Here is a 22777-nt window from a genome sequence, read left to right as displayed (position 1 = left end):
TCCGCTTTTGGCTGGGACGCGGAGCGTCCCGGGCTGCATTCCCACGCAGAGCGTGGGAACGATCAGGTCGGAAGGTTAGAGAGTCAGGGTCAATCGGCTCACCAGCGCCCCCGGCAACAGTGCCGATGAGGTATTGCGCTGGCTGTAAGTGCTCGCCGACAGCAGCAATTCCCGCTCGGCGGTCAACGCTTCCAGCTGCGAACCCAGCAGGCTGTAGGCGCTGTCGTCGAACCGCATGGTGCTGACCGGCGCCTGAATCTCTCCGTTCTCGACCCAGAACGTGGCAAACCGGGTCATGCCGGTCAGTCGCGCCGCCGGTTGATCGGAGAAGTTCAGGTACCACAGGTTGCTGATGTACAGACCGGTGCCCAACTGCTTGAGGATCTCGGCCTGCGGCAGATCACCGGCACCCATGTTCAGCGCGCTCGGCGATTCGCCACCACCGGCGCCGTTGGCCGTCAGCCCGTATTCGGCAGCACTGCGCGAACCGACCAATTGATCACCTGCCTTGCCTTCGATGATCAACCGCAGATCGCTGCGCGGGTAACCTTCGCCGGAGAACGCCGGGCTCAGCGAGTCGCTGACTTTTTCGTCCAGGGACACCAGCGGACTGAACGCTTGATCGCCGGCATACAGCTTCTGCAACGGGCTGCTCTTGCTGGCAATCGACTGCGCCGAAAAACCGCCCCAGCACAACATGCCCATGATTTCTTCCAGTGCCGCCGGCGCCAGATAGGCGCGGTATTGACCGGGCGGCAGGGTGCGCAGCGGTCGCCCCAGAAACTCGAGTTGCTCGCGGGCCTGCTGGATGCGTCTGGCGAAGTCTTCGCTGTTCCAGTCATGCCCGGCGTAGCTGGCCTTCACCGCTTCGCCGTTTTCATGGAACAGGCTGAAGTCGAAGTTGAAGCTGTTGGCCTGATGCCAGCCGAACGCGCCGGAAGAACTGGCAAAACCACGGCTGATCGGGCCGGCAGCATAGAAACCGACCAGATCCAGACCTTCGGCCGCCTGGGCAATTTCAGCCACCACCTGCTCGGTGTCCGGCAGCGGATGTTCCTGCACGTTCTTGCTCTGCCAGCTGTTGTGGTTGAGCAACAGGTACGGATCCTGCGGCAGCAACGGCAGGGTTTCGCGCAGTTGCTGCAAGCCTTCGGCGAGGCGTTGCAGATCGGTGGCCTGCTCACCGGACAACGTGATGTGCAGGTCGGCATGACGACCGTCGTCGATCAGTTTCAGGCCGATACCGGCTTGCTGGACTTGCCCGGCCTGACGCACCTTGGCGTGGTTGAAGCGCACGAAGGCCGAGGATTCGGCGTCATAACTCAGGGTGAACTGTTCCGGCTCGCGCACGGCATCGCGCAGCCAGTCGACCAGCACCTTGAACGCCTCGGACGGGTTCTTGGAAATACTCATCAGGCGTCTCCCCCAAACACATCAACATTGCTGAACACGCAGGCCGGTGACGCATGGCCGACGCGGATCACCTGGTTCGGTTCGCCCTTGCCGCAGTTCGGAGTACCCAGCACCTGGGTGGTGCCGGCGTTGCCGACGGCGCGCAGGCTCTTCCAGAAGTGCGCGGAAATGCCCCGGTAGTTCGGATTCTTCACGACGCCCTTGAGTTCGCCGTTTTCGATCAACTGGCCCCATTCGCAGCCGAACTGAAATTTGTTGCGTGCATCGTCGATCGACCAGGAACGGTTGGTGCTCATCAGGATGCCGTTTTCGATACCGCCGATCAGTTGCTCCAGCGGCTGGTCGCCCGGCTCGATGTTGAGGTTGGCCATGCGGTCGATCGGCGGTCGGTTCCAGCCGCAGGCGCGGCTGTTGGCGACGCCGTCCAGACCCGCGCGGAACTGCGACAAGGCACCGCCCAACGGCCGGACCAGCAGGCCTTCGCGAATCAGGAATTGCTTGCTGGCCCTGGAGCCGTCGTCATCGTGACCGTAACTCGCCAGTTCTTCGGGAATGCCCGGATCGAACGTCACGTTGAGCAGTTTCGAGCCGTATTGCAGGCTGCCGAAATCCGAGGCTTTGACGAAACTGGTGCCGGCGTAATTGCGCTCGTCGCCGAGGATCCGGTCGAGCTCCAGCGGGTGGCCGATGGATTCGTGGATCTGCAACATCATCTGGTCGGGCATCAGCAGCAGGTCGCGAGGGCCTTGCGGGGTGTTCGGCGCGAGCAGCAGTTGCAGTGCCTGATCGGCGACTTGCGGGCCGGCGCCAATCAGGCCGCAACGGCTGATCACGTCAGCGCCGCCCTGCTGGCCGAAGTTCTCGCGGCCGAGGCTGCGGGTCTGGCTGTCGCTGCCGTCGTAGGCGGTGACGTCCAGGCCCGGGTAGACGAAACGCTGGGCCTGACGCAATTCGGCGCCGGCGCTGCTCAGGTAGATCTGTTCGACGTGGGTGATGCCGATGCTCACTTGCCAATTCACCAGGCGCTCATCCTTTGGCACCGAGGCGGATTCCGCGCCGAGCAGCTCGAAGCATTCGCTCAGGGACGGAAAGGGTTGTTCGAGATTGGGTGAAAAGTAGTCGGCGCGGTCGCTGGACACCGGCTGCTGGCTCAGGTCGAGCAGGGCGTGCGGCTTGATCCGTCGGGCCTGTTGTTCGGCGCGCTCGAGGGCGGCTTGCAGGCCTTGTTGCGACAGGTCATTGGTCGCGGCATAGGCTTCGACGCCGTTGACCCGGACGGTGAGCATCGCGCCTTCATCGCGGCTCAGGCTCGGCGGTTCGGCGACGTTCTTGCGCACCGACAGGTACTGGCCGGACTCGCGGACATACCTCAAGGAAAAGAACTCGGCGCCCGTGCGCAAGGCAGCGAAGCGCTGCTTGAGCTGGGGGTGGAAATCGAACATCAGGGAACCTCCTTGTCATGGGAGCAGCGGCGCAGCGGATGCGGCGGGGAGGGGGGTGAAACGATTGGGCGAGGACTAGAGTAGGCCTGCGAGGGGGTAGGATCAAGTGAAGAGGGGGTGTAGGAAACAGCTGATCGCTCCCACGCAAAACGTGGAAGCGATCAAGGGGGAGTGTTACGGCTTACTGAGTAACAGTACTCACTTCACGCATCGGCTTGCCTTTCACCGGCGCATCGCCAGCGACGTAGTACGGCGCCTTGCTGCGCGGCAGTGGCTGACGACCACGGATCTTGTCGGCGATTTTCTCGGCCATCATGATCGTCGGCGCATTCAGGTTGCCGGTGGTGATGATCGGCATGATCGAAGCATCGACCACACGCAGACCCTGCATGCCATGCACGCGGCCCTGGCCGTCCACTACGGCCATCTCGTCGGTGCCCATCTTGCACGAGCAGGACGGGTGGAACGCGGTTTCGGCGTGCTCGCGGATGAACTTGTCCAGCTGCTCATCGGTTTGCACTTCGATGCCCGGGCTGATTTCGCGGCCACGGAAAGCGTCCAGTGCAGGCTGTTGCATGATTTCACGGGTCAGGCGGATGCCGTCACGGAATTCCTGCCAGTCCTGCTCGGTGGCCATGTAGTTGAACAGGATGCTCGGGTGCTGGCGCGGATCCTTGGATTTGACCTGGACGCGACCGCGGCTCGGCGAACGCATGGAACCCATGTGCGCCTGGAAGCCGTGCTCTTTCACACCGTTGCTGCCGTTGTAGTTAATCGCCACCGGCAGGAAGTGGTACTGGATGTTCGGCCACTCGAATTCCGGACGGGTGCGGATGAAACCGCCGGCTTCGAACTGGTTGCTGGCGCCGATGCCGGTGCCGTTGAACAGCCACTCGGCACCGATGGCCGGCTGGTTGTACCAGAGCAGCGACGGGTACAGCGAAACCGGTTGGGTGCAGGCGTATTGCAGGTACAGCTCGAGGTGATCCTGCAGGTTTTCGCCGACGCCCGGCAGATCGTGAACGACCGGGATGTCGAGGCTTTCCAGCAGTTTCGCCGGGCCGACACCGGAGCGTTGCAGCAGTTGCGGCGAAGCGATCGCGCCGGAGCAGACGATGACTTCTTTGCGGGCGCGGGCTTCAACGCGCTCTTCGGCAGCGCCGACCAGGTAACGCACGCCAACGGCACGTTTGCCTTCGAACAGAACCTTGTCAGTCAGGGCGTGAGTGACGATGGTCAGGGTCGAACGCTTTTTGGCCACGTCCAGGTAACCCCGGGCGGTGGAAGCACGACGGCCGTTCGGCGTCACGGTGCGGTCCATCGGGCCGAAACCTTCCTGCTGGTAGCCGTTCAAGTCTTCGGTGCGCGGGTAACCGGCCTGTACGCCAGCTTCAACCATCGCGTGGAACAGCGGGTTGTTACCCGCCTTCGGCGTGGTCACGCTGACCGGACCGTCGCCACCGTGGTAGTCGTTCGGGCCGATGTCGCGGGTTTCCGCTTTACGGAAGTACGGCAGGCAATCGAGGTAGGTCCAGTCTTCCAGGCCTGGCAGTTTCGCCCAGCCGTCGTAGTCCATCGCGTTGCCGCGGATGTAGCACATGCCGTTGATCAGCGAGGAACCGCCGAGGCCCTTGCCGCGACCGCATTCCATCCGGCGACCGTCCATGTGTGGCTCTGGATCGGTTTCGTATGCCCAGTTGTAGCGACGACCTTGCAGCGGGAAGGCCAGAGCGGCCGGCATTTGCGTGCGGAAGTCGAAACGGTAGTCCGGGCCGCCGGCTTCGAGCAGCAGGACGGTGACGCCTTCGTCTTCAGTCAGGCGGGTCGCCAGGGTGTTACCGGCAGAGCCGGCACCGACGATGATGTAATCGAATTCTTGGGACATTGCATGCACCCTCTTTGAAAGTTGGTCAGGTCAGGCCTGGCGAGTGCTTTGCACTCGATTCGCGGGCAAGCCCGCTCCCTCAGGGATCGGGGCTGCCACAGATTGGGTGGGCGGCACCCGACCTGTGGGAGCTGGCTTGCCAGCGAAGGCGGCCTCGCGAGCAATACAGAACTCGGGTCTTAGAACACCGAGACGTAATCGCCCAGTTCGACCTGTACCGATTTGATGCGAGTGAAGTTGTTCAGCGAGCTGATGCCGTTCTCACGGCCGACGCCCGACTGCTTGTAACCGCCAACCGGCATTTTTGCGTCGGACTCGCCCCAGGCGTTGATCCAGCAGATACCGGCTTCCAGTTGATGAATCACGCGGTGGGCGCGGTTCAGGTCGCGGGTGACGATACCGGCGGCCAGGCCGAAGTCGGTGTCGTTGGCGCGGCGGATGACTTCTTCTTCGGTTTCGTAGGTCAGGATCGACATCACCGGGCCGAAGATTTCCTCACGGACGATGGTCATGTCGTCGGTGCAGTCGGTGAACACGGTCGGAGCCACGAACGCGCCCTTGGCGAATTCGCCGTCTGTCATGCGCTCGCCGCCGCACAGAACGCGGGCGCCTTCTTCTTTACCCTTGGCGATGTAGCCCAGCACGTTTTCCATGTGCGCGAAGCTGACCAGCGGGCCGAAGTTGGTGTTTTCATCTTCCGGGTTGCCAACGCGGATACGGGCGACGCGCTCGACGATCTTGGCTTCGAAAGCGGCTTTCAGGTGGCTCGGCACAAACACGCGAGTGCCGTTGGTGCAGACCTGACCGGAGCTGTAGAAGTTGGCCATCATGGCGGTGTCGGCGGCGCGATCCAGGTCGGCGTCGTCGCAGATGATCAGCGGGGACTTGCCGCCCAGCTCCATGGTCACGTCTTTGAGCGACGAAGCCGAAGCGCTGGCCATGACCTTTTTGCCGGTGTCGGTGCCGCCGGTGAAGGAGACTTTCTCGATGCGCGGGTGCTCGGTCAGCCAGGTGCCGACTTCACGGCCGCTGCCGGTCAGCACGTTGAACACGCCGTTCGGAACGCCGGCTTCGGTGTAGATCTCGGCCAGTTTCAGGGTGGTCAGCGAGGTGACTTCGCTTGGCTTGAAGATCATCGCGTTACCGGCCGCCAGGGCTGGAGCGGATTTCCACAGGGCGATCTGGATCGGGTAGTTCCACGCGCCGATACCGGCGACAACGCCCAGCGGTTCGCGACGGGTGTAGACAAACGAGGTGTCACGCAGCGGGATCTGCTCGCCTTCGATGGCAGGCACCAGGCCTGCGTAGTATTCCAGCACGTCGGCGCCGGTGACGATGTCGACGTACTTGGTTTCGGAGAAGGCTTTACCGGTGTCCAGGGTTTCCAGGGCAGCCAGTTCATCGTTGCGCTCGCGCAGGATGTCGACGGCGCGACGCAGGATGCGCGAACGCTCCATGGCGGTCATCGCGGCCCAGATTTTCTGGCCCTTTTCGGCGCTGACCACAGCACGCTCGACGTCTTCCTTGGTCGCACGTTGCACGTGTGCGAGGACTTCACCGTTAGCCGGGTTGATGGCTTCGAAGGTGGCATCGCTGCCGGCGTCGGAGTACGCGCCATCGATGTAGAGTTTTTGCAGTTCGAAACGGGCCATAGTGTCCTCGCAAGTGCATTAGTGGTTGGCGTTGGTCACCGGGTGAGCCATGTAGCTGTGGCATCGCTGGTCGGTGACAGTTCAGGGGGCCGAGCGTTTTCTCTGTGCTCTAGCTCACCTGCTTGGCCAATTGGAAATCCATGTATTCGTAAGCGATCTGTTGCGCCTGCGCAGTGTCGAAAGCGTCTCCCGACAGCGCGCCGCGCAACCACAAGCCGTCGATCAGAGCTGCCAGTCCACGGGCGGCGGTGCGCGCATCTTCGAGCGGCAACACACGGCGGAACTCGCAGCACAGGTTGGAATACAGACGGTGATCGTTGATCCGCTGCAACCTGTGCAAAGACGGCTGGTGCATGCTGGTGGCCCAGAAGGCCAGCCAGGTTTTCATTGCCGGGCCATTGACCTGGCTGGCGTCGAAGTTGCCTTCGATGATCACCTGCAGATGCGCCCGGGGGCTGCTGTCTGCCAGCGCCTGACGGCGCGCGGTGACGCTCTCGCTGAGGGCGGTCATCAGGTACCGCATCGTGGCGGCGATCAGGCCATTCTTGTCCTGAAAGTAGTGACTGATGATGCCATTCGAGACACCGGCCAAACGGGCGATCAGCGCAATGCTGGCGTCCCCCATTCCGACCTGATCAACCGCCTGCAAAGTGGCTTCGATCAGTTGTTGGCGGCGGATGGGTTGCATACCGACCTTGGGCATCTTGCACATCTCCTTAGGCCTTCCGACGGGCGATGAACGCCTGGCGGATTGAGGGCCAGTCTATTTTGTTTTGATTGAACGTTCAATCAACAAAGAATAAGATCTGCGACAAATCGTCGCTGCCTACAGATTTTTCCTACGTGTAAGTGGCGATAAAACGACATCCGAAAATGCTCGAAACCTGCGCGGGGCAAGGCGCGGTTCGACGTTCGATGGACGTGTTGAATGGGCAAGACGCTCAAGGCCAGGTTTCGGATGAACGTCCATGCCTCGGCCACGACGGCGATTCGCGGTGCCATCTCTGCAGGTTCGGGCTTTTTTCGGGGTGTCTTTATATCACCCGCCGGTCGGCTGCCAACTAACCGATTGGTCGGGTTCCGTGTTGCCTTGTGTTCTTCTCTCGCACTGCCTGGAGCATTTGTGCCATGAGTTCTGCCTCGCTTATAAAGACCCCGCCCGAGAAGGTGACGGTCAACGGTTGGGTGTTCTACACCTCTACCGCGCTGATTCTGTTGTTGACCGCCATTCTGATCATCGCCCCGCAAGAGGCCGGCAGAATGCTGGGAGTGGCTCAGGCCTGGTTGTCCCGCAGCTTCGGCTGGTACTACATGGTGGTGATCGCCGCTTATCTCGTTTTCGTGGTCGGCCTGGCGTTTTCCTCCTACGGCAAACTCAAACTGGGTGGCAAGGACGATACCCCTGACTTCAGTTACGGCGCCTGGGCGGGGATGCTGTTCTCGTCGGGTATCGGTATTTCGCTGTTGTACTTCGGCGCTTCCGAGCCGCTGGATCACTACTTCAACCCGCCGGAAGGTGCATCGGCCACCAACCTGGCGGCGCGTCAGGCTGTTCAGCTGACTTTCCTGCACTGGGGCCTGCACGGCTGGGCGATCTACGCGCTGGTCGGTCTGGCCGTGGCTTATTTCGCTTACCGTCATAACCAGCCGCTGGCCCTGCGTTCGGCGCTGTACCCGCTGGTGGGCGAGCGTTGGGTCAAGGGCGCTGCCGGTCATGCGGTAGACGGCTTCGGCATGTTCGTGACCCTGCTGGGTCTGGTGACCAACCTGGGGATCGGCTCGCTGCAAGTGTCTTCGGGTCTGGAAAACCTGTTCGGCATGGAACACAGCAACACTAACCTGCTGATCGTGATCATCGTGATGAGCACCGTGGCGACCATCGCTGCCGTGTCCGGTGTGGAAAACGGCATCCGTCGTCTGTCCAACCTCAACATCATCCTGTTCAGCGGCCTGCTGATTTTCGTCCTGCTGTTCGGCCCGACCCTGCACCTGCTCAACGGCTTCGTGCAGAACATCGGCGACTACCTCAATGGCGTAGTCATGAAGACGTTCGACCTGTACGTCTATGAAGGCGACAGCGAGAAGTCCGACCGCTGGCTGGGCCTGTGGACTCTGTTCTACTGGGCCTGGTGGATTTCCTGGGCCCCATTCGTCGGCATGTTCATCGCGCGTATTTCCCGTGGTCGCACCGTGCGTGAACTGGTGGCCGGCGTGTTGTTGATTCCGCTGGGTTTCACCCTGGCGTGGCTGTCGATCTTCGGTAACTCGGCGCTGGATCTGGTGATGAACCAGGGCGCGGTGGAACTTGGCAAGACGGCGCTGGAACAGCCGTCGATGGCGATCTATCAACTGCTTGAACACTACCCGGCGTCGAAACTCGTCATCGGTGTGTCGATCTTCGTTGGTTTCGTGCTGTTCCTGACTCCGGCCGACTCCGGCGCGGTGATGATGGCGAACCTGTCCTGCAAGGGCGGCAACGTCGACGAAGACGCCCCGCACTGGCTGCGGATCTTCTGGTCGGTCGTGATCACCCTGGTGACCATCGGCCTGCTGTTCGCCGGTAACTTCGAAGCCATGCAGACCATGGTGGTGCTGGCCGGTCTGCCGTTCTCGGTGGTGCTGGTGTGCTTCATGTTCGGCCTGCACAAGGCGATGCGTCAGGACATGCAGATCGAACAGGAGCAGGCGCAACTGGCTGAACGCGGTCGTCGTGGTTTCAGCGAGCGTCTGACCCAGCTGGATCTGCAACCGAGTCAGTCGGTGGTGCAGCGCTTCATGGACAAACACGTCAGCCCGGCGCTGGAAGATGCCGCTGCGCAAATGCGTGCCCAGGGCCTGGAAGTGCAGACGCTGCTGGGCAAGTCCAAGCGTTGCATGGGCGTACGGGTCGAGATGGAAGAGGGCAACCCTTTTGTCTACGAAGTGAGCCTGGACGGCTATCTGGCCACCCCGAGCGAGTCGGCTCAGTCCGATGAAGCGCGCCAGCGTTTCTACCGCGCCGAGGTGTACCTGCACAACGGCAGCCAGGACTACGACCTGATGGGCTTCACACAGGATCAGATCACGCGCGATGTGCTCGATCAGTTTGAAAGCCATCGGCAACTCCTTGGCCGGGTCTATAGCTGAGTTGTGATCCAGGATCGTTCCCACGCTCCGCGTGGGAATGCAGCCCAGGACGCTTTGCGTCCTATCGATGCCAAGCTTGAAATCGGCAGCGCGGCTGGAACGCGGAGCGTCCCTTGAGGCATTCCCACGCGGAGCGTGGGAACGATCATCATGTCCTGATAAACAAAAACGCCGCGATCCTCTCGCGGCGTTTTTGTGTCTGTTCTCTTTACCCCAGGTTCTTGCCGAGCAGCGCGTGATACAGCTCGCTGTCGCCCAGAATCCCCACCACATGATTGTTATCGTGCAGCACCAGTTTGTTGCCGGTCTGGTAACGGATCTGCAACGCATCGCGCATGCCGATGTTCGAGTCCACCAGTGTCGGTTTGCGTTCCAGTCCTTCCACGGCTTGCCCCGGTGCCCAGTTCTGCAGGTTCAGCACTGAACCGTTCTGCCGCGCACCCTTGATGGTGTTGCCTTCGGCCAGGTCCAGCCACGAGTCGCCACCCGGATCCAGACACACCGAACCGTTGATGCGTTTGCAGTTGTCCAGGGTGCGCATCAGGCTGCGACCACACAGCACGTTCAGCGGGTTGGTGTGGGCGACGAAGGTCCGCACGTAATCGTCCGCAGGATTGAGCACGATCTCTTCCGGCACGCTGTACTGGATGATCCGGCCGTCTTTCATGATCGCGATTCGGCTGCCGAGTTTCAGCGCCTCGTCGAGGTCGTGGCTCACGAATACGATGGTCTTGCTCAGCTTGCGTTGCAGTTCCAGCAGCTCATCCTGCAAACCCTGACGGATCAGCGGGTCGAGGGCGGAGAACGGTTCGTCCATCAGCAGAATGTCGGCGTCCATCGCCAGCGCACGGGCCAGGCCGACACGCTGCTGCATGCCGCCGGACAGCTCGTCGGGTTTCTTGTTGCGCCATTGGGTCAGGCCCACCAGTTCGAGTTTTTCATCGACCAGTTTGCGTCGTTCCTTCTCCGGACGGCCCTGCATTTCCAGACCGAAACTGATGTTCTCGCGCACCGTCAGCCAGGGCATCAGGGCGAACTTCTGGAACACCATCGCGATGCGTTTGGTGCGCATCATTTTCAGCTCGGCCGCGGAGCAGGAGGCGATATCGATCTGCTTGCCTTCGTGTTCGACGAACAGCTTGCCGCGGCTTACGGTGTTGAGGCCGTTGATGCAGCGCAGCAGGCTCGACTTGCCGGAGCCGGACAGGCCCATCAGTACGCAGATCTCGCCTTTGTTGATGTCCAGGCTGGCCTTTTCGACACCGACGATCTGCCCGGTCTTTTTCAGGATCTCGCTACGGGTCAAGCCTTGATCGAGAAGTTTCAGTGCTTCGCGCGGATCTCTGGTGAAGATCACGTCAACGTTATCGAAGCGAATTATGCTCATGCGTCACCCCCTACTTTGGCGTCGGGTTGTTTGCAGATACGGTCGAGCATGATCGCCAGCAGTACGATCGCCAGGCCCGCTTCGAAGCCCAGGGCGATATCAGCAGTGTTCAGTGCGTTGACCACCGGTTTGCCGAGTCCGTCGGCGCCCACCAGTGCCGCGATCACCACCATCGACAGCGACAGCATGATGCACTGGGTGATGCCGGCCGCGATGCTCGGCATGGCGTGAGGCAGTTCGATCCGTGAAAGCAGTTGGCGACGCGAGCAGCCGAAAGCCTTGCCGGCGTCCATCAGTTCTTGCGGGACATCGCGGATGCCCAGATAGGTCAGGCGGATCGGCGCGGCGATGGCGAACACCACCGTCGAGATCAGGCCTGGCACCACACCCAGCCCGAACAGGGTCAGGGTAGGAATGAGGTAAACGAAGGTCGGTACGGTCTGCATCAGATCGAGTACCGGCCTCATCAAAGTGTAGAACATCGGTTTGTGCGCGGCGACGATGCCCAGCGGCACGCCGATGACCACGCAGACCAGGGTCGCGAACATGACCTGGGCGAGGGTTTCCATGGTTTCCTGCCAGTACCCCAGGTTGAGGATCAGCAGGAAGGAGGCGACCACGAACGCGGTCAGGCCCCATTTGCGTTGAATGAAGTGGGCCAGCAGGGCGATGAGGCCAATCAGCACCAGCGGGTTGAACCAGGTCAGCGCAAACGTCACGCCGTGGATCATCGTTTCCAGGGTCACGGCGATTGCGTCGAAGGTGTTGGCGCCGTGTTGCGTCAACCATTCAACGAAGCCCGCGATGTACTGGCCTAAAGGGATTTTCTGATCAATCAGCATGGTAGTGAACGTCCGCATGCAAGGAAATAAACAGCCCGGACGGCGTACGCCGCCCGGCATAAGCGATGCTCCTTAATTCAAGGCTGGGCAATCTTGGCTTTCACGGCCTCCAGGCCTGGTTTGCCGTCAATGGTGGTCACGCCAGCGAGCCAGGTATCGAGCACCTGTGGATTCTTTTTCAGCCAGGCCTTGGCGGCCGCGTCAGGCTTCATCTTGTCGTCCAGGATGTTGCCCATCAGTTCGCTTTCCATGTCGACGGTGAACTCCAGGTTTTTCAGCAGTTGGCCAACGTTGCTGCATTCCTCGACGTAGCCCTTGCGGGTGTTGGTCGCGACGGTCGCCGCGCCGAAGTCCGGGCCGAAGAAATCATCGCCGCCAGTCAGGTATTGAATCTTGAAGCGCTTGTTCATCGGGTGCGGTGCCCAGCCGAGGAACACCACGGCAGTGTCGCGTTTCTGCGCACGGTCGACCTGCGACAGCATGCCCGCTTCGCTGGATTCGACGACCTTGAAACCGGCGGTCTTCAGGCCGAAGGCGTCCTTGTCGATCATGCTCTGGATCAGGCGGTTGCCGTCGTTGCCCGGCTCGATCCCGTAGATCTTGCCGTCGAGTTCTTTCTTGAATTTGGCGATGTCGGCGAAGTCGTGCAGACCCTTGTCATACAAGGCTTGCGGAACGGCGAGGGTGTATTTGGCGCCCTTGAGGTTGGTGCGCACGGTTTCCACGGTGCCGGCGTCGCGGTAGGCCTTGATGTCGTTTTCCATGGTCGGCATCCAGTTGCCGAGGAACACGTCCATGTTCTTGCCGTCGGCCAGCGACTTGTAGGTCACGGGTACGGAAATCATGGTGGTCTTGGTCTTGTAGCCGAGCGCGTTGAGCACGACGGAGGTGGTGGCGGTGGTTGCGGTGATGTCGGTCCAGCCGACATCGGAGAAGTTCACGGTACTGCACTGCGCCGGTTCTGCGGCTTGAGCCAGCAATGGCAGACTCAGCATGGCGGCCAACAACAACGACGGGGAACCTTTCATGAATGGGGACTCCTTGGTGTTTTTTTTGGCAGTGTTCCGATTGGACCACCGCACTTATGGGTTGCGGTTGGATGGCGTTCTGGAGACAGCTCTACCGCAGCGCCTTGCAATCGAGTCGATACGATCATGTACCAGTGAAAATCTGACGCCTACAGGGTGCGTCGTATCCAGTACAGGGATGGTCGCATCCAGTGTCAGTGACGTCGTTTACAGCTTTTTTCTGCCCTGTCTGGCCATCTGAACCGCATAAAAACGGCGAAAACACGGGCTGAAACCGGCACGGCGTTAGTGGGCATGAGTACGTCGGTGTCAGACGCCGAGCGACCCGGGAAAAGCCCGATGATGCGGGCATTCCGGCGGATCGCAGCTTGAGCGTAGCAGCTCCGCCAGCGGGCGTTTCATGCCCCGGACCGGCACTCTCAGGAGCTCTGCAGCAATGGCTATCAGCGTTTTCGACCTGTTCAAAATCGGCATCGGCCCTTCCAGTTCCCACACCGTCGGGCCCATGCGCGCCGCCGCCCTGTTTGTCGAGTCATTGCGCGACAAACACCTGCTGGAGCAGGTGCGCCGCATCGAGGTGCAGCTGTTCGGTTCGTTGTCGGCCACCGGTGTCGGTCATGGCAGCGACAACGCGGTGATCATGGGCCTGATGGGCGAGTGGCCGGACGCGATCGACCCGTCGCAGATCGGCCCGCGCATCCAGGCCCTGCGCGAAACCCACACGCTGTTGCTCGACGGTCGTTTGTCGGTGCCCTTTATATGGGGCCGCGACATGCGCCTGATCGACGAGAACCTGCCGTTCCACCCCAACGCCATGACCCTGGTTGCCGAAGGCGATCACGGCGAGCTGCATCGCGACACCTACTATTCGGTCGGCGGCGGTTTTGTGGTGGATGAGGCGCAGGCCTCCAGCGGCGTGGTGGATCTGGATCGCACTGAATTGCCCTACGACTTCTCCAGCGCGGTGGAGCTGCTGGAACTGTGCAAGACCCACAACCTGCGCGTGGCCGAATTGATGATGGCCAACGAGAAGGTCTGGCGCAGCGAAGAGGAAATCCGCGCCGGCCTGATGAAACTCTGGCGGGCGATGCAGGATTGCGTCGAGCAGGGCCTCAAGCACGAAGGCATCCTGCCCGGCGGCCTCAACGTGCGCCGCCGTGCGGCGAAGTTGCACCGCAGTCTTCAGGAATTGAACAAGCCCAACGTGATCGGCTCGACCCTCAGCGCGATGGAGTGGGTCAACCTGTTCGCCCTGGCGGTGAACGAGGAAAACGCCGCCGGCGGCCGCATGGTCACGGCGCCCACCAACGGCGCGGCGGGGATCATTCCGGCGGTGTTGCACTACTTCATGAAATTCAGCGAGGCAGTGACCGACGCCAACGTGGTCGATTACTTCCTCGGGGCGGCGGCGGTGGGGATTCTGTGCAAGAAGAATGCTTCGATCTCCGGCGCTGAAGTCGGCTGTCAGGGGGAGGTCGGTTCGGCCTGTGCGATGGCGGCGGCCGGCCTGGCCGAAGTCCTCGGCGCTTCGCCGGAGCAGTTGTGCAACGCGGCGGAAATCGGCCTCGAACATAACCTCGGTCTGACCTGCGATCCGGTGGGTGGTCTGGTGCAAGTGCCGTGCATCGAGCGCAATGCGATTGCGGCGGTGAAGGCGATTAATGCGGCGCAGATGGCTTTGCGTGGCGATGGTCAGCACTTCATTTCTCTGGACCGGGTGATCCGCACCATGCGCGATACCGGCGCCGACATGCATGACAAATATAAAGAGACTTCGCGGGGCGGGTTGGCGGTCAGCGCGGTGGAATGCTGATACCTGGTCGCCCCAATCGCTGGCTTGCCAGCGATGAGGCCGGACCAGTCAAAACTGCGCGTTAAGTGCACACCGGAATCAAAACGCGCCACCTTTTGGCGCGTCGTTATCAGATAAGCGTCTTTCCCACCTCCAGCGCCTGATTCGAAGGCGCTACCGTCCGTCACCTGTGCCAGCGGTGACACTGTAGGACAATCGTGCGCAGGCCAGTTCCCACAAGTGCTACCGATTTGCTCACACGCTTCGGAGCAGGGCATTCGCGGCCGCTGATGGCACTTCGAATTACCCTTCGTTGGAGCGCTTGTATAGACGCGTCGCGACGTCGTTTTCAGGAGTTATTGAACAGCCATTCAAATTTAGGCATGGCAATTGCTCTGTCATAACAAAGCCCGTCTCACGCAAGAGAACGATGGCAATAACAAGAGCCTCCGCCTGAGGCCATCACCCGCTTTGTGTGAGGAGATACCGCGATGACGTCGTTCAACTCCGGGGCTCAACCCCAGAACCGTGCGCCTCAATCCATCGGCTTTCTGCTGCTGGACAATTTCACGCTGATTTCCCTGGCTTCCGCAGTCGAACCGCTGCGCATGGCCAACCAGTTGTCCGGTCGCGAGCTGTATCGCTGGACCACCCTCACCGTCGACGGTGGCCAGGTCTGGGCCAGTGACGGTCTGCAGATCACCCCCGACGCCTCCATGCACAAAGCTCCGGCCCTCGACACCATCATCGTGTGCGGCGGGATCGGCATTCAGCGCACCGTTACCCGTGAACACGTGTCGTGGCTGCAAAGCCAGGCGCGTCAGTCGCGCCGTCTCGGCGCCGTGTGCACCGGCAGCTGGGCCCTGGCCTGCGCCGGTCTGCTCGACGGTTTCGATTGCAGCGTGCACTGGGAATGTCTGGCGGCGATGCAGGAAGCTTTCCCGCGCGTTGCGATGAGCACCCGCCTGTTCACCCTCGACCGCAACCGTTTCACCAGCTCCGGCGGCACCGCGCCGCTGGACATGATGCTGCACCTGATCAGCCGCGATCACGGTCGTGAGCTGTCAGCCGCGATCTCCGAGATGTTCGTCTACGAACGCATCCGCAACGAGCAGGATCACCAGCGCGTGCCGCTCAAGCACATGCTCGGCACCAACCAGCCGAAACTGCAGGAAATCGTTGCGCTGATGGAAGCCAACCTGGAAGAGCCGATCGACCTCGACGAACTGGCGGTGTACGTCGCCGTGTCCCGTCGTCAGCTTGAGCGCCTGTTCCAGAAATACCTGCACTGCTCGCCGTCGCGCTACTACCTCAAGCTGCGGCTGATCCGCGCGCGGCAACTGCTCAAGCAGACGCCGATGTCGATCATCGAAGTGGCGTCGGTCTGCGGCTTTGTGTCGACGCCGCACTTCTCCAAGTGCTACCGCGAGTACTTCGGCATTCCGCCGCGCGACGAGCGCGTCGGCTCCAACACCACCCAGCAGGTGGCGATGATGCCGCTGCCGCAGGCCATCGTGATGTCGCCGCTGTCCGGGCCTATGTCGGCGCTCAGTCAGGCACGCAACGAGTCCACTTTTGCCAGCGTAAGGCTCTGAATCGAGTCATCGTTCAATCGCTGGCAAGCCAGCTCCCACACTGATTTGTGCTGAACACTTTAACTGTGTCCGGCACAAATCCTGTGGGAGCTGGCTTGCCAGCGATGAGGGGTTGTCAGGCGCGGGTTTGCTGGTACTGCGCCAGTGCCGGCAGCAACTGCTTGTCGATGGCTTCGCGCACGATCGGCTGAATGCTCGCGCTGCTGGTGTACATCTGCTTGACCATGGTGCGCAGCGTGTTGGCCCGCACATCGTCCAGCCCCCGCACCGCGCATTCACAGGCCTGCTGGGCAGTGGAGCCCGACGGTACTTCGAATCCCAACGACTTGAGCTGGCCCAACAGGTCTTCCTGATCGATCAAATCGGCATACATCATGACGCGAATCCTTCTTTGGCAACGGAGGTCGTGGCTCGATTCTGGTAGGCATGCCCAGGCACGGCAAGGGCGATTTGTCGCAGTGGCCGCGACGGCTATGAACAGGTCGTTTTCGGCTAACTTGCCGGCCAGGGGAGTGGGCACACTGGCCTCAGCTCGCTTCACGAAGGTTTGGTCACCCTCGGTATGGCAGCTCCTCAACAGTACCCTCGCCCCGATCCTGTCACGGCTTGTATCGGGGCTTTTTTTGCCTGCGAATAAGGCTGACGCGGGCTAGCGCTGCAACACCAGAATCCGCGACAGCAATTCGTCCCGGTCGATATAGCAGCCCTGAAAATGCCGGGCCCCGGTGGACGGGTCGAAGGCATTGCGTGCATGCAAGGTGCGGCGGTTGTCGAAGCACCACAGCTCGCCCGGGTTGAGTCGCTGCATCACCCGGAAGCGCGGCTCGCGGGTCATGGCGATGAAGCGTCGGTAAGCGCGATACAGCAGCGGCATCTGTTCCACGGACGTGTCGAACGCGCCGCGCAGAAAGTTGGCCATGCGGATTTCTGCGACCCGGCCCAAGGCATCCAGAGCGATGATCGGGGCGAGGCAGCGATAATCACTGTGGCGGTCCTTGTTGCGAAACTCTACCGGGATTTCGCACAGCGCCTGAAACGACGTGGGATCTTCCTGACGCAGCGCTTCGGCAATCGCAAAACCGTCGACAAAAATACTCTCGCCACCCTCGGCATCGTTCACCAGACAATGCAGAAATTGCAGCCCCGGTTGCAGCTCGCGAGTCGGCAGATCCGTGTGCAATGGCAGGTTGAAAGCGGTGTAGGCATTGCTGTCGGCATCGGCCTTGGATTGAACGTTGAACAGCACGCCGAAGTTGCTCTCGCGGATGAATGAAATGCGCTGGGCGATCAGCTTCAGCGAACCGGGCTCGGTGGGTACGCCGCGCACCTGGGTCAGACCGATGTCGCGTACCGCCAGCAACCATTGCAGCAGTGCGGCGTTGTCGTGCATCAGGGCTGAATAGTCGAACACCGGCAGCTGCAAATCGCTGCGCCACAGGAAGGGTTTCGGCTTGGCGGCGAGGCGTTCGGAGCGGGATTCGTCGTCGTAGGCGTGGGCCCGCAGCCAACCCGCATCGAAGCGGCTGAGGTGGCCGTCCTGCCAGTCGATGCGCAGGCAGCCATCGGTGTCGATATGCGCAGCGGAGGGCGACAGATCCGGCGCTGCGTCGACAATCTCGAACACCTGCTCGCGGGTGACGCTGTAGACGCAGTGCGGACACGGACAGTTGTCCCGCAGCCACACGTGGTGGAACGGGCTGACACGCCCGTCGGCCCATTCAATCAGGACGCGATCCGCCAGGGTCTGCACGCCGTTCAGCGCGCTGATCAACGGATAAGTACGGAAATCGGCAACTGCGACGGCGGTTTGCATGGCGGCTCCTTGCGATGGATGGATTTACCGGGCTGGGGGCAGGGCGATGACCCGGCCGATGTAAGCAGGGGCGGGCAGGTCGGCCTGCTCGGCGACGATGGCTTGCAGACGGCCCAGGGTGTCCGGGGTAAACGGTGCGGAACGCGGGCCGGCGAGGTCGACGTGCAGCAGCATCTGTTCGTTGCCGGCCAGTTCTTGGTCACCGCCGGCCAGATGCAGGCTGTGATAGAGGTGCAGGCGTTTCTGGTCGTGGCCGATGATCTGCGTGCGCACTTCGACTTCGGCGTCGAGCTTCACTTCGTGCAGGTAGTTGAGGTGCAGTTCGAGGGTGAACAGCGAATGACCGCTGGCCTCACGGTTGTTGCTGTCCATGCCGAGGCGATCCATCAGGGCGTCGGTGGCGTAGCTGAAGATCAGCAGGTAGAAGGCGTCGCGCAGGTGGCCGTTGTAGTCGACCCAGTCGGGGATGATTCTGGTTTGGTAGGTGGTGAGGGTGGGCATGGTATCTGTTCCGACATTGATGTTGTCTGGGTTGCCGTCTTCGCGAGCAAGCTCGCTCCCACAGTTGAATGCAGTCCCCTGTGGGAGCGAGCTTGCTCGCGAAGAGGCCAGAATTGCTGGCGCAAGGATTACTCGCTGAAACTCATCCCGTGCTTTTCTTTGGTGGTCTTCACCGCCTCAAGCACCGCCAGCAAGCAATCATCACGATAGCGCTCCAGCGCCGAAATACTGTGCCGGCCCAGCTGATCGCTGGTGCCATCCACCACATCGTCGATCAACTTGTCGGTCAATTCCGGTGCCGGCAGGTACGTCCACGGCAGCTGCAACGCCGGGCCGAACTGCGACATGAAATGGCGCATGCCGGCATCGCCACCGGCCAGGGTGTAAGTCAGGAACGTGCCCATGAACGACCAGCGCAGACCGGCGCCAAAGCGGATCGCGTCGTCGATTTCACCGGTGGTCGCCACACCGTCGTTGACCAGATGCAGTGCTTCGCGCCACAGCGCTTCGAGCAGACGGTCGGCGATGAAGCCCGGCACTTCCTTGCGCACATGCAATGGGCGCATGCCGAGGGATTCGTAGACTTTCATCGCCGCTTGAACGGCTTGCGGCGCAGTGTTCTTGCCGCCGACCACTTCCACCAGTGGCAGCAGGTAAACCGGGTTGAACGGGTGACCGACCACGCAGCGTTCCGGGTGGGTCGAGCTCTCGTAGAACTCGCTCGGCAACAGGCCCGAAGTGCTGGAACCGATCAGAGCGTTCGGCTTGGCCGCCGCACTGATTTTGCTGTGCAAATCCAGTTTCAGTTCGAGGCGTTCCGGGGCGCTTTCCTGGATGAAGTCCGCATCGCGCACGCACTCTTCGATGGTCGCCACAAAGCGCAGGCGATCCTGCGAAGCGCCCGGCGCCAAGCCGTTTTTCTCCAGCGCGCCCCAGGCGTTGGCTACGCGTTTGCGCAGCGCCGCTTCGGCACCCGGCGCCGGGTCCCAGGCCACCACGTCGAGGCCGTGGGCGAGGGCGCGGGCGACCCAGCCGCTGCCGATGACGCCGCTGCCCAGTGCTGCGAAGGTTTTGATTTCGGTGATAAAGCTCATGGTGATTTCCTAGGAAAATTCGGTGATTCCCTGTGGGAGCGAGCTTGCTCCCGAATGCGGCGGCACTGCTGATGAAGATGCTTCGGATGTACCGGCCTCTTCGCGAGCAGGCTCGCTCCCACAGGGTTTGATGTGTGGCCGTCAGCCGCGCTGGGTCAGGCCCATTTTCTTGCGACCTTCTGCCGGGGTCAGCACACGGGCGCCGAGACGGCTGAGGATCTCGGTGGCGCGTTCGACCAGTTGGCCGTTGGTCGCCAGCACGCCCTTGTCCAGCCACAGGTTGTCTTCCAGACCGACCCGCACGTTGCCGCCGAGCAGCACCGCTTGCGCGGCCATCGGCATCTGCATCCGACCGATGCCGAACCCGGCCCACACAGCGTCGGCGGGCAGGTTGTCGACCATGGCTTTCATGGTGGTGGTGTCGGCCGGCGCGCCCCACGGGATGCCCAGGCACAGCTGGAACAACGGGTTGTCGAGCAGGCCTTCCTTGATCATCTGTTTGGCGAACCACAGGTGACCGGTGTCGAAAATCTCAAGCTCGGCCTTCACGCCCAGCTCGGTGATGCGTTTGGCACCGGCGCGCAGTTGGGCCGGGGTGGAGACGTAAATGGTGTCGCCGTCGCCAAAGTTCAGGGTGCCGCAATCCAGGGTGCAGATTTCCGGCAGCAGTTCTTCGACGTGGGCCAAGCGGGTCAGCGGGCCGACCAGATCGGTGTTCGGACCGAACTCCATCGGACGCTCGCCCGGGCCGATTTCCAGGTCGCCGCCCATGCCGGCGGTGAGGTTGACGATGATGTCGACGTCGGCTTCGCGGATGCGCTCCATGACTTCGCGGTACAGCGCCACGTCACGGCTGAACTTGCCGGTCTGCGGGTCGCGGACGTGGCAGTGCACGACGGTGGCGCCGGCCTTGGCCGCTTCTACTGCGGCGGCGGCGATTTGCTTTGGAGTGACCGGCACGTGAGGGCTTTTGGCGGTCGTGTCGCCAGCACCGGTGAGTGCGCAGGTGATGATGACGTCGTGGTTCATGGTGCGTTTTCCTTCAGGCGTGATGGGTCTGTTCGCAGCCCGTGGCGGGCTGCGAAGTGGTTCTTTCGTTGTGGTTTATTTGCTGGTGAGCTGGAGGTTTTCAGCCGCCGGTTTGCCATCGAACGTGGTGACGCCTTCGAGCCAGCGCTGTTTGTCCTGCGGGTGATCCTTGAGCCATTGCCTGGCCGATTCGAAAGCGTCCTTGTGATCGAGCAGCGGCTGCATCATCCGGCTCTCGTCTTCGGCGGTGAACGTCAGGTTGCTCAGCAGGCGACTGACGTTCGGGCATTGTTCGGCGTATTTCGGCGCGGTGACGGTCCACACGGTGGCCATGCCTTCGTTCGGGCCGAGGGCGTCTTCGCTGCCGGTCAGATAAGTCATCTGCACGTTGACGTTCATCGGGTGCGGCGCCCAGCCGAAGAACACCACGGCCTCCTTGCGGCGCACCGCGCGATCGACGGCGGCGAGCATGCCGGCCTCGCTGGATTCCACGAGCTGGAACTTGCCGAGGCCGAACTGGTTCTTCGCAATCATCGCCTTGATCTGGGTGTTGGCGCCCGAGCCTGGCTCGATGCCATAGATCTTGCCGCCCAGTTCCTTTTCAAACCTGGCGATGTCGGCGAAGGTTTTCAGGCCCTTGTCCGCCAGATAAGTCGGCACGGCAAGGGTGGCGCGGGCGTCCTTGAGGCTCGGTGCTTCAAGCACCTTGACCTGGTTGGCGTCGACGAACGGGGTGATGGTCTGGGTCATCAGCGGGTTCCAGTAGCCGAGGAACAGATCCAGACGCTGGTCGCGGATGCCGGCGAAAACGATTTGCTGAGAGGCGCTGGTCTGTTTGGTGCTGTAGCCGAGTCCGTCGAGCAGCACCTGAGCCATGGCGCTGGTGGCGATCACGTCGGTCCAGTTCACCACGCCCATGCGCACGTTCTGACACGATGCGGAATCGGCCGCCATGACACTGGCGCTTAATAACGCGGTACCGCTGAGTGCGAGAACACAGCTGCTGATCAGTCGTTTCATGTCGGGTTCCTCGGCAGGTCGTTATTGTGGGTCCCGGCGTCTGTCGCGCCGGTGATGCCAAGTTACGCAGCAATGCCCCTGTGAAAACGCACTGCGGCGACTGGCTCTTGCACTGTAGCGACCTGTGCTCTTGAATGCCGCCGACAACTGGCGTATCAACGTTGCACGCTACCCGCTGACCGAGTGCGCACCATGTCCCAGGATTTCTACTTTTTGTTGATGCCGGGTTTTTCGGCCATCGGTTTCATCTCTGCGATCGAACCGCTGCGGGTGGCCAACCGCTTTCGCGGTGAGCTGTACCGCTGGCACGTCTTGAGCGCCGATGGCGGAGCGGTGCTGGCGAGCAACGGGATGTCGGTCAACGCCGATGCGGCGCTGGAGCCCCTGAAGAAAGGGGCGACGCTGCTGGTGGTCGCCGGGTTCGAGCCGTTGAAATTTGCCACTCCGGCGCTGGAACACTGGCTGCGACGGCTGGACAACGAAGGCGTAACCCTCGGCGCGATCGACACCGGCAGCTTCGTCCTCGCCGAAGCCGGCCTGCTCGATGGCCATCGCCTGACCCTGCACTGGGAAGCCATCGACGCCTTCAAGGAATCTTATCCACAGCTCAGCGTCACCCAGGAGCTGTTCGAGATCGACCGTCGGCGCATCACGTCTGCCGGCGGCACCGCGTCCATCGACCTGATGCTCGACCTGATCGCCCAGGCCCACGGCCCTCAACTGGCGATCCAGGTCAGCGAGCAGTTTGTATTGGGAAGGATTCGTCCGCGCAAGGACCACCAGCGCATGGAAGTCGCCACGCGCTATGGCATCAGCAACAAGAAGCTGGTGCATGTGATCGGCGAGATGGAGCAGCACAGCGAACCGCCGCTGACCACCCTCGAACTGGCGGAATCGATCAAGGTGACGCGGCGGCAACTGGAGCGGTTGTTCCGCCTGCACCTGAACGACACACCGAGCAATTTCTATCTGCGCTTGCGGCTGGAAAAGGCCCGGCAGCTGTTGCGCCAGACCGACATGAGCGTGCTGGAAGTCAGCATCGCCTGCGGGTTCGAATCCCCGTCGTACTTCACCCGCAGCTACCGGGCGAAGTTTGCCCGGTGTCCGAGAGAGGATCGGCGTACCGCTCAGGCTTGATTTTGAGGCCAGAAAAAGAAC

Annotated in this window: 18 protein-coding genes; 4 read left to right on the top strand and 14 right to left on the bottom strand. The window is 61.7% G+C overall.

Features of this window, described 5'->3' with window-relative positions; all coding sequences use genetic code 11:
• Window positions 1-75: 75 nt before the first annotated feature.
• From CAF79_RS11065 to betI, 5 genes are all read right to left on the bottom strand, one after another.
• On the bottom strand, window positions 76-1413 hold the full coding sequence (locus CAF79_RS11065; protein WP_085697794.1) for a TldD/PmbA family protein: 1338 nt from the start codon (window positions 1411-1413) through the stop codon (window positions 76-78).
• Window positions 1413-2855, bottom strand: coding sequence for a TldD/PmbA family protein (locus tag CAF79_RS11060; protein WP_085697793.1), 1443 nt, complete (start codon window positions 2853-2855; stop codon window positions 1413-1415). The genes CAF79_RS11065 and CAF79_RS11060 overlap by 1 nt, the downstream gene beginning before the upstream one ends.
• Window positions 2856-3036: 181 nt before the next feature.
• Complete coding sequence (gene betA / locus CAF79_RS11055) at window positions 3037-4740, bottom strand: choline dehydrogenase (RefSeq protein WP_085697792.1); 1704 nt, start codon at window positions 4738-4740, stop codon at window positions 3037-3039.
• A gap of 179 nt (window positions 4741-4919) precedes the next feature.
• On the bottom strand, window positions 4920-6392 hold the full coding sequence (betB, locus tag CAF79_RS11050) for a betaine-aldehyde dehydrogenase (protein WP_085697791.1): 1473 nt from the start codon (window positions 6390-6392) through the stop codon (window positions 4920-4922).
• 109 nt (window positions 6393-6501) lie between these two features.
• On the bottom strand, window positions 6502-7095 hold the full coding sequence (betI, locus tag CAF79_RS11045) for a transcriptional regulator BetI (RefSeq protein ID WP_007959743.1): 594 nt from the start codon (window positions 7093-7095) through the stop codon (window positions 6502-6504).
• Window positions 7096-7520: 425 nt separating this feature from the next.
• On the opposite strand from betI, the gene betT reads away from it, so the two are divergent.
• Complete coding sequence (gene betT, locus CAF79_RS11040) at window positions 7521-9518, top strand: choline BCCT transporter BetT (RefSeq protein WP_085697790.1); 1998 nt, start codon at window positions 7521-7523, stop codon at window positions 9516-9518.
• Window positions 9519-9726: 208 nt separating this feature from the next.
• Here the strand turns inward: betT and choV are convergent, their stop codons facing one another.
• From choV to CAF79_RS11025, 3 genes are all read right to left on the bottom strand, one after another.
• Window positions 9727-10905 carry a choline ABC transporter ATP-binding protein gene (gene choV / locus CAF79_RS11035; protein ID WP_085697789.1) on the bottom strand — a complete coding sequence of 393 codons (1179 nt, stop codon included), beginning with the start codon at window positions 10903-10905 and terminating at the stop codon, window positions 9727-9729.
• Window positions 10902-11747 (bottom strand): choline ABC transporter permease subunit, encoded by an 846-nt coding sequence (gene choW / locus CAF79_RS11030; RefSeq protein ID WP_007959749.1) that lies wholly within the window; start codon window positions 11745-11747, stop codon window positions 10902-10904. Before choW ends, choV begins: the two co-directional genes overlap by 4 nt.
• 77 nt (window positions 11748-11824) lie before the next feature.
• Window positions 11825-12775 (bottom strand): choline ABC transporter substrate-binding protein, encoded by a 951-nt coding sequence (locus CAF79_RS11025; RefSeq protein WP_085697788.1) that lies wholly within the window; start codon window positions 12773-12775, stop codon window positions 11825-11827.
• 436 nt (window positions 12776-13211) lie between these two features.
• On the opposite strand from CAF79_RS11025, the gene CAF79_RS11020 reads away from it, so the two are divergent.
• Both CAF79_RS11020 and CAF79_RS11015 read left to right on the top strand, forming a co-directional pair.
• Window positions 13212-14588 (top strand): L-serine ammonia-lyase, encoded by a 1377-nt coding sequence (locus CAF79_RS11020; RefSeq protein ID WP_085697787.1) that lies wholly within the window; start codon window positions 13212-13214, stop codon window positions 14586-14588.
• Window positions 14589-15058: 470 nt separating this feature from the next.
• Window positions 15059-16162, top strand: coding sequence for a GlxA family transcriptional regulator (locus CAF79_RS11015; protein ID WP_007959756.1), 1104 nt, complete (start codon window positions 15059-15061; stop codon window positions 16160-16162).
• Between the two features lie 115 nt (window positions 16163-16277).
• Here CAF79_RS11015 and CAF79_RS11010 read toward each other — a convergent pair whose 3' ends face one another.
• The 6 genes from CAF79_RS11010 to choX all read right to left on the bottom strand — a co-directional run bounded on the left by CAF79_RS11010 (window position 16278) and on the right by choX (window position 21619).
• Window positions 16278-16538 (bottom strand): hypothetical protein, encoded by a 261-nt coding sequence (locus CAF79_RS11010; protein ID WP_085688602.1) that lies wholly within the window; start codon window positions 16536-16538, stop codon window positions 16278-16280.
• 273 nt (window positions 16539-16811) lie between these two features.
• Window positions 16812-17975: a gamma-butyrobetaine dioxygenase gene (locus tag CAF79_RS11005; RefSeq protein WP_085697786.1), complete on the bottom strand. Its 1164-nt coding sequence runs from the start codon at window positions 17973-17975 to the stop codon at window positions 16812-16814.
• A gap of 24 nt (window positions 17976-17999) precedes the next feature.
• Window positions 18000-18476, bottom strand: a complete 477-nt coding sequence (locus CAF79_RS11000) for a thioesterase family protein (protein ID WP_085697785.1) — start codon at window positions 18474-18476, stop codon at window positions 18000-18002.
• 128 nt (window positions 18477-18604) lie between these two features.
• The gene (locus CAF79_RS10995) at window positions 18605-19570 is read right to left on the bottom strand and encodes an L-carnitine dehydrogenase (RefSeq protein ID WP_085697784.1); all 966 of its coding nucleotides are present in this window, start codon (window positions 19568-19570) and stop codon (window positions 18605-18607) included.
• Between the two features lie 141 nt (window positions 19571-19711).
• On the bottom strand, window positions 19712-20599 hold the full coding sequence (locus CAF79_RS10990; protein ID WP_085697783.1) for a 3-keto-5-aminohexanoate cleavage protein: 888 nt from the start codon (window positions 20597-20599) through the stop codon (window positions 19712-19714).
• A gap of 75 nt (window positions 20600-20674) precedes the next feature.
• Entirely contained in the window at window positions 20675-21619 is a 945-nt protein-coding gene (gene choX / locus CAF79_RS10985) for a choline ABC transporter substrate-binding protein (protein WP_085697782.1), read from the bottom strand.
• A 192-nt stretch (window positions 21620-21811) separates the two neighbouring features.
• Between choX and CAF79_RS10980 the strand changes: the two genes are divergently transcribed.
• Window positions 21812-22756: a GlxA family transcriptional regulator gene (locus tag CAF79_RS10980; RefSeq protein WP_085688589.1), complete on the top strand. Its 945-nt coding sequence runs from the start codon at window positions 21812-21814 to the stop codon at window positions 22754-22756.
• Window positions 22757-22777: the final 21 nt, after the last annotated feature.

Source organism: Pseudomonas sp. B26(2017) (genome assembly GCF_002113045.1).
In the GTDB taxonomy this organism is placed as follows: domain Bacteria; phylum Pseudomonadota; class Gammaproteobacteria; order Pseudomonadales; family Pseudomonadaceae; genus Aquipseudomonas.
Note: the sequence above shows the minus strand (reverse complement) of the source record. Positions and strands in the feature narration are given on the sequence as shown.

What these genes read in the sequence shown, in the direction of transcription:
- CAF79_RS11065 (WP_085697794.1), bottom strand. Translation starts at nt 1,413, where the DNA reads ATGAGTATTTCCAAGAACCCGTCCGAGGCGTTCAAGGTGCTGGTCGAC.
- CAF79_RS11060 (WP_085697793.1), bottom strand. Translation starts at nt 2,855, where the DNA reads ATGTTCGATTTCCACCCCCAGCTCAAGCAGCGCTTCGCTGCCTTGCGC.
- betA (WP_085697792.1), bottom strand. Translation starts at nt 4,740, where the DNA reads ATGTCCCAAGAATTCGATTACATCATCGTCGGTGCCGGCTCTGCCGGT.
- betB (WP_085697791.1), bottom strand. Translation starts at nt 6,392, where the DNA reads ATGGCCCGTTTCGAACTGCAAAAACTCTACATCGATGGCGCGTACTCC.
- betI (WP_007959743.1), bottom strand. Translation starts at nt 7,095, where the DNA reads ATGCCCAAGGTCGGTATGCAACCCATCCGCCGCCAACAACTGATCGAA.
- betT (WP_085697790.1), top strand. Translation starts at nt 7,521, where the DNA reads ATGAGTTCTGCCTCGCTTATAAAGACCCCGCCCGAGAAGGTGACGGTC.
- choV (WP_085697789.1), bottom strand. Translation starts at nt 10,905, where the DNA reads ATGAGCATAATTCGCTTCGATAACGTTGACGTGATCTTCACCAGAGAT.
- choW (WP_007959749.1), bottom strand. Translation starts at nt 11,747, where the DNA reads ATGCTGATTGATCAGAAAATCCCTTTAGGCCAGTACATCGCGGGCTTC.
- CAF79_RS11025 (WP_085697788.1), bottom strand. Translation starts at nt 12,775, where the DNA reads ATGAAAGGTTCCCCGTCGTTGTTGTTGGCCGCCATGCTGAGTCTGCCA.
- CAF79_RS11020 (WP_085697787.1), top strand. Translation starts at nt 13,212, where the DNA reads ATGGCTATCAGCGTTTTCGACCTGTTCAAAATCGGCATCGGCCCTTCC.
- CAF79_RS11015 (WP_007959756.1), top strand. Translation starts at nt 15,059, where the DNA reads ATGACGTCGTTCAACTCCGGGGCTCAACCCCAGAACCGTGCGCCTCAA.
- CAF79_RS11010 (WP_085688602.1), bottom strand. Translation starts at nt 16,538, where the DNA reads ATGATGTATGCCGATTTGATCGATCAGGAAGACCTGTTGGGCCAGCTC.
- CAF79_RS11005 (WP_085697786.1), bottom strand. Translation starts at nt 17,975, where the DNA reads ATGCAAACCGCCGTCGCAGTTGCCGATTTCCGTACTTATCCGTTGATC.
- CAF79_RS11000 (WP_085697785.1), bottom strand. Translation starts at nt 18,476, where the DNA reads ATGCCCACCCTCACCACCTACCAAACCAGAATCATCCCCGACTGGGTC.
- CAF79_RS10995 (WP_085697784.1), bottom strand. Translation starts at nt 19,570, where the DNA reads ATGAGCTTTATCACCGAAATCAAAACCTTCGCAGCACTGGGCAGCGGC.
- CAF79_RS10990 (WP_085697783.1), bottom strand. Translation starts at nt 20,599, where the DNA reads ATGAACCACGACGTCATCATCACCTGCGCACTCACCGGTGCTGGCGAC.
- choX (WP_085697782.1), bottom strand. Translation starts at nt 21,619, where the DNA reads ATGAAACGACTGATCAGCAGCTGTGTTCTCGCACTCAGCGGTACCGCG.
- CAF79_RS10980 (WP_085688589.1), top strand. Translation starts at nt 21,812, where the DNA reads ATGTCCCAGGATTTCTACTTTTTGTTGATGCCGGGTTTTTCGGCCATC.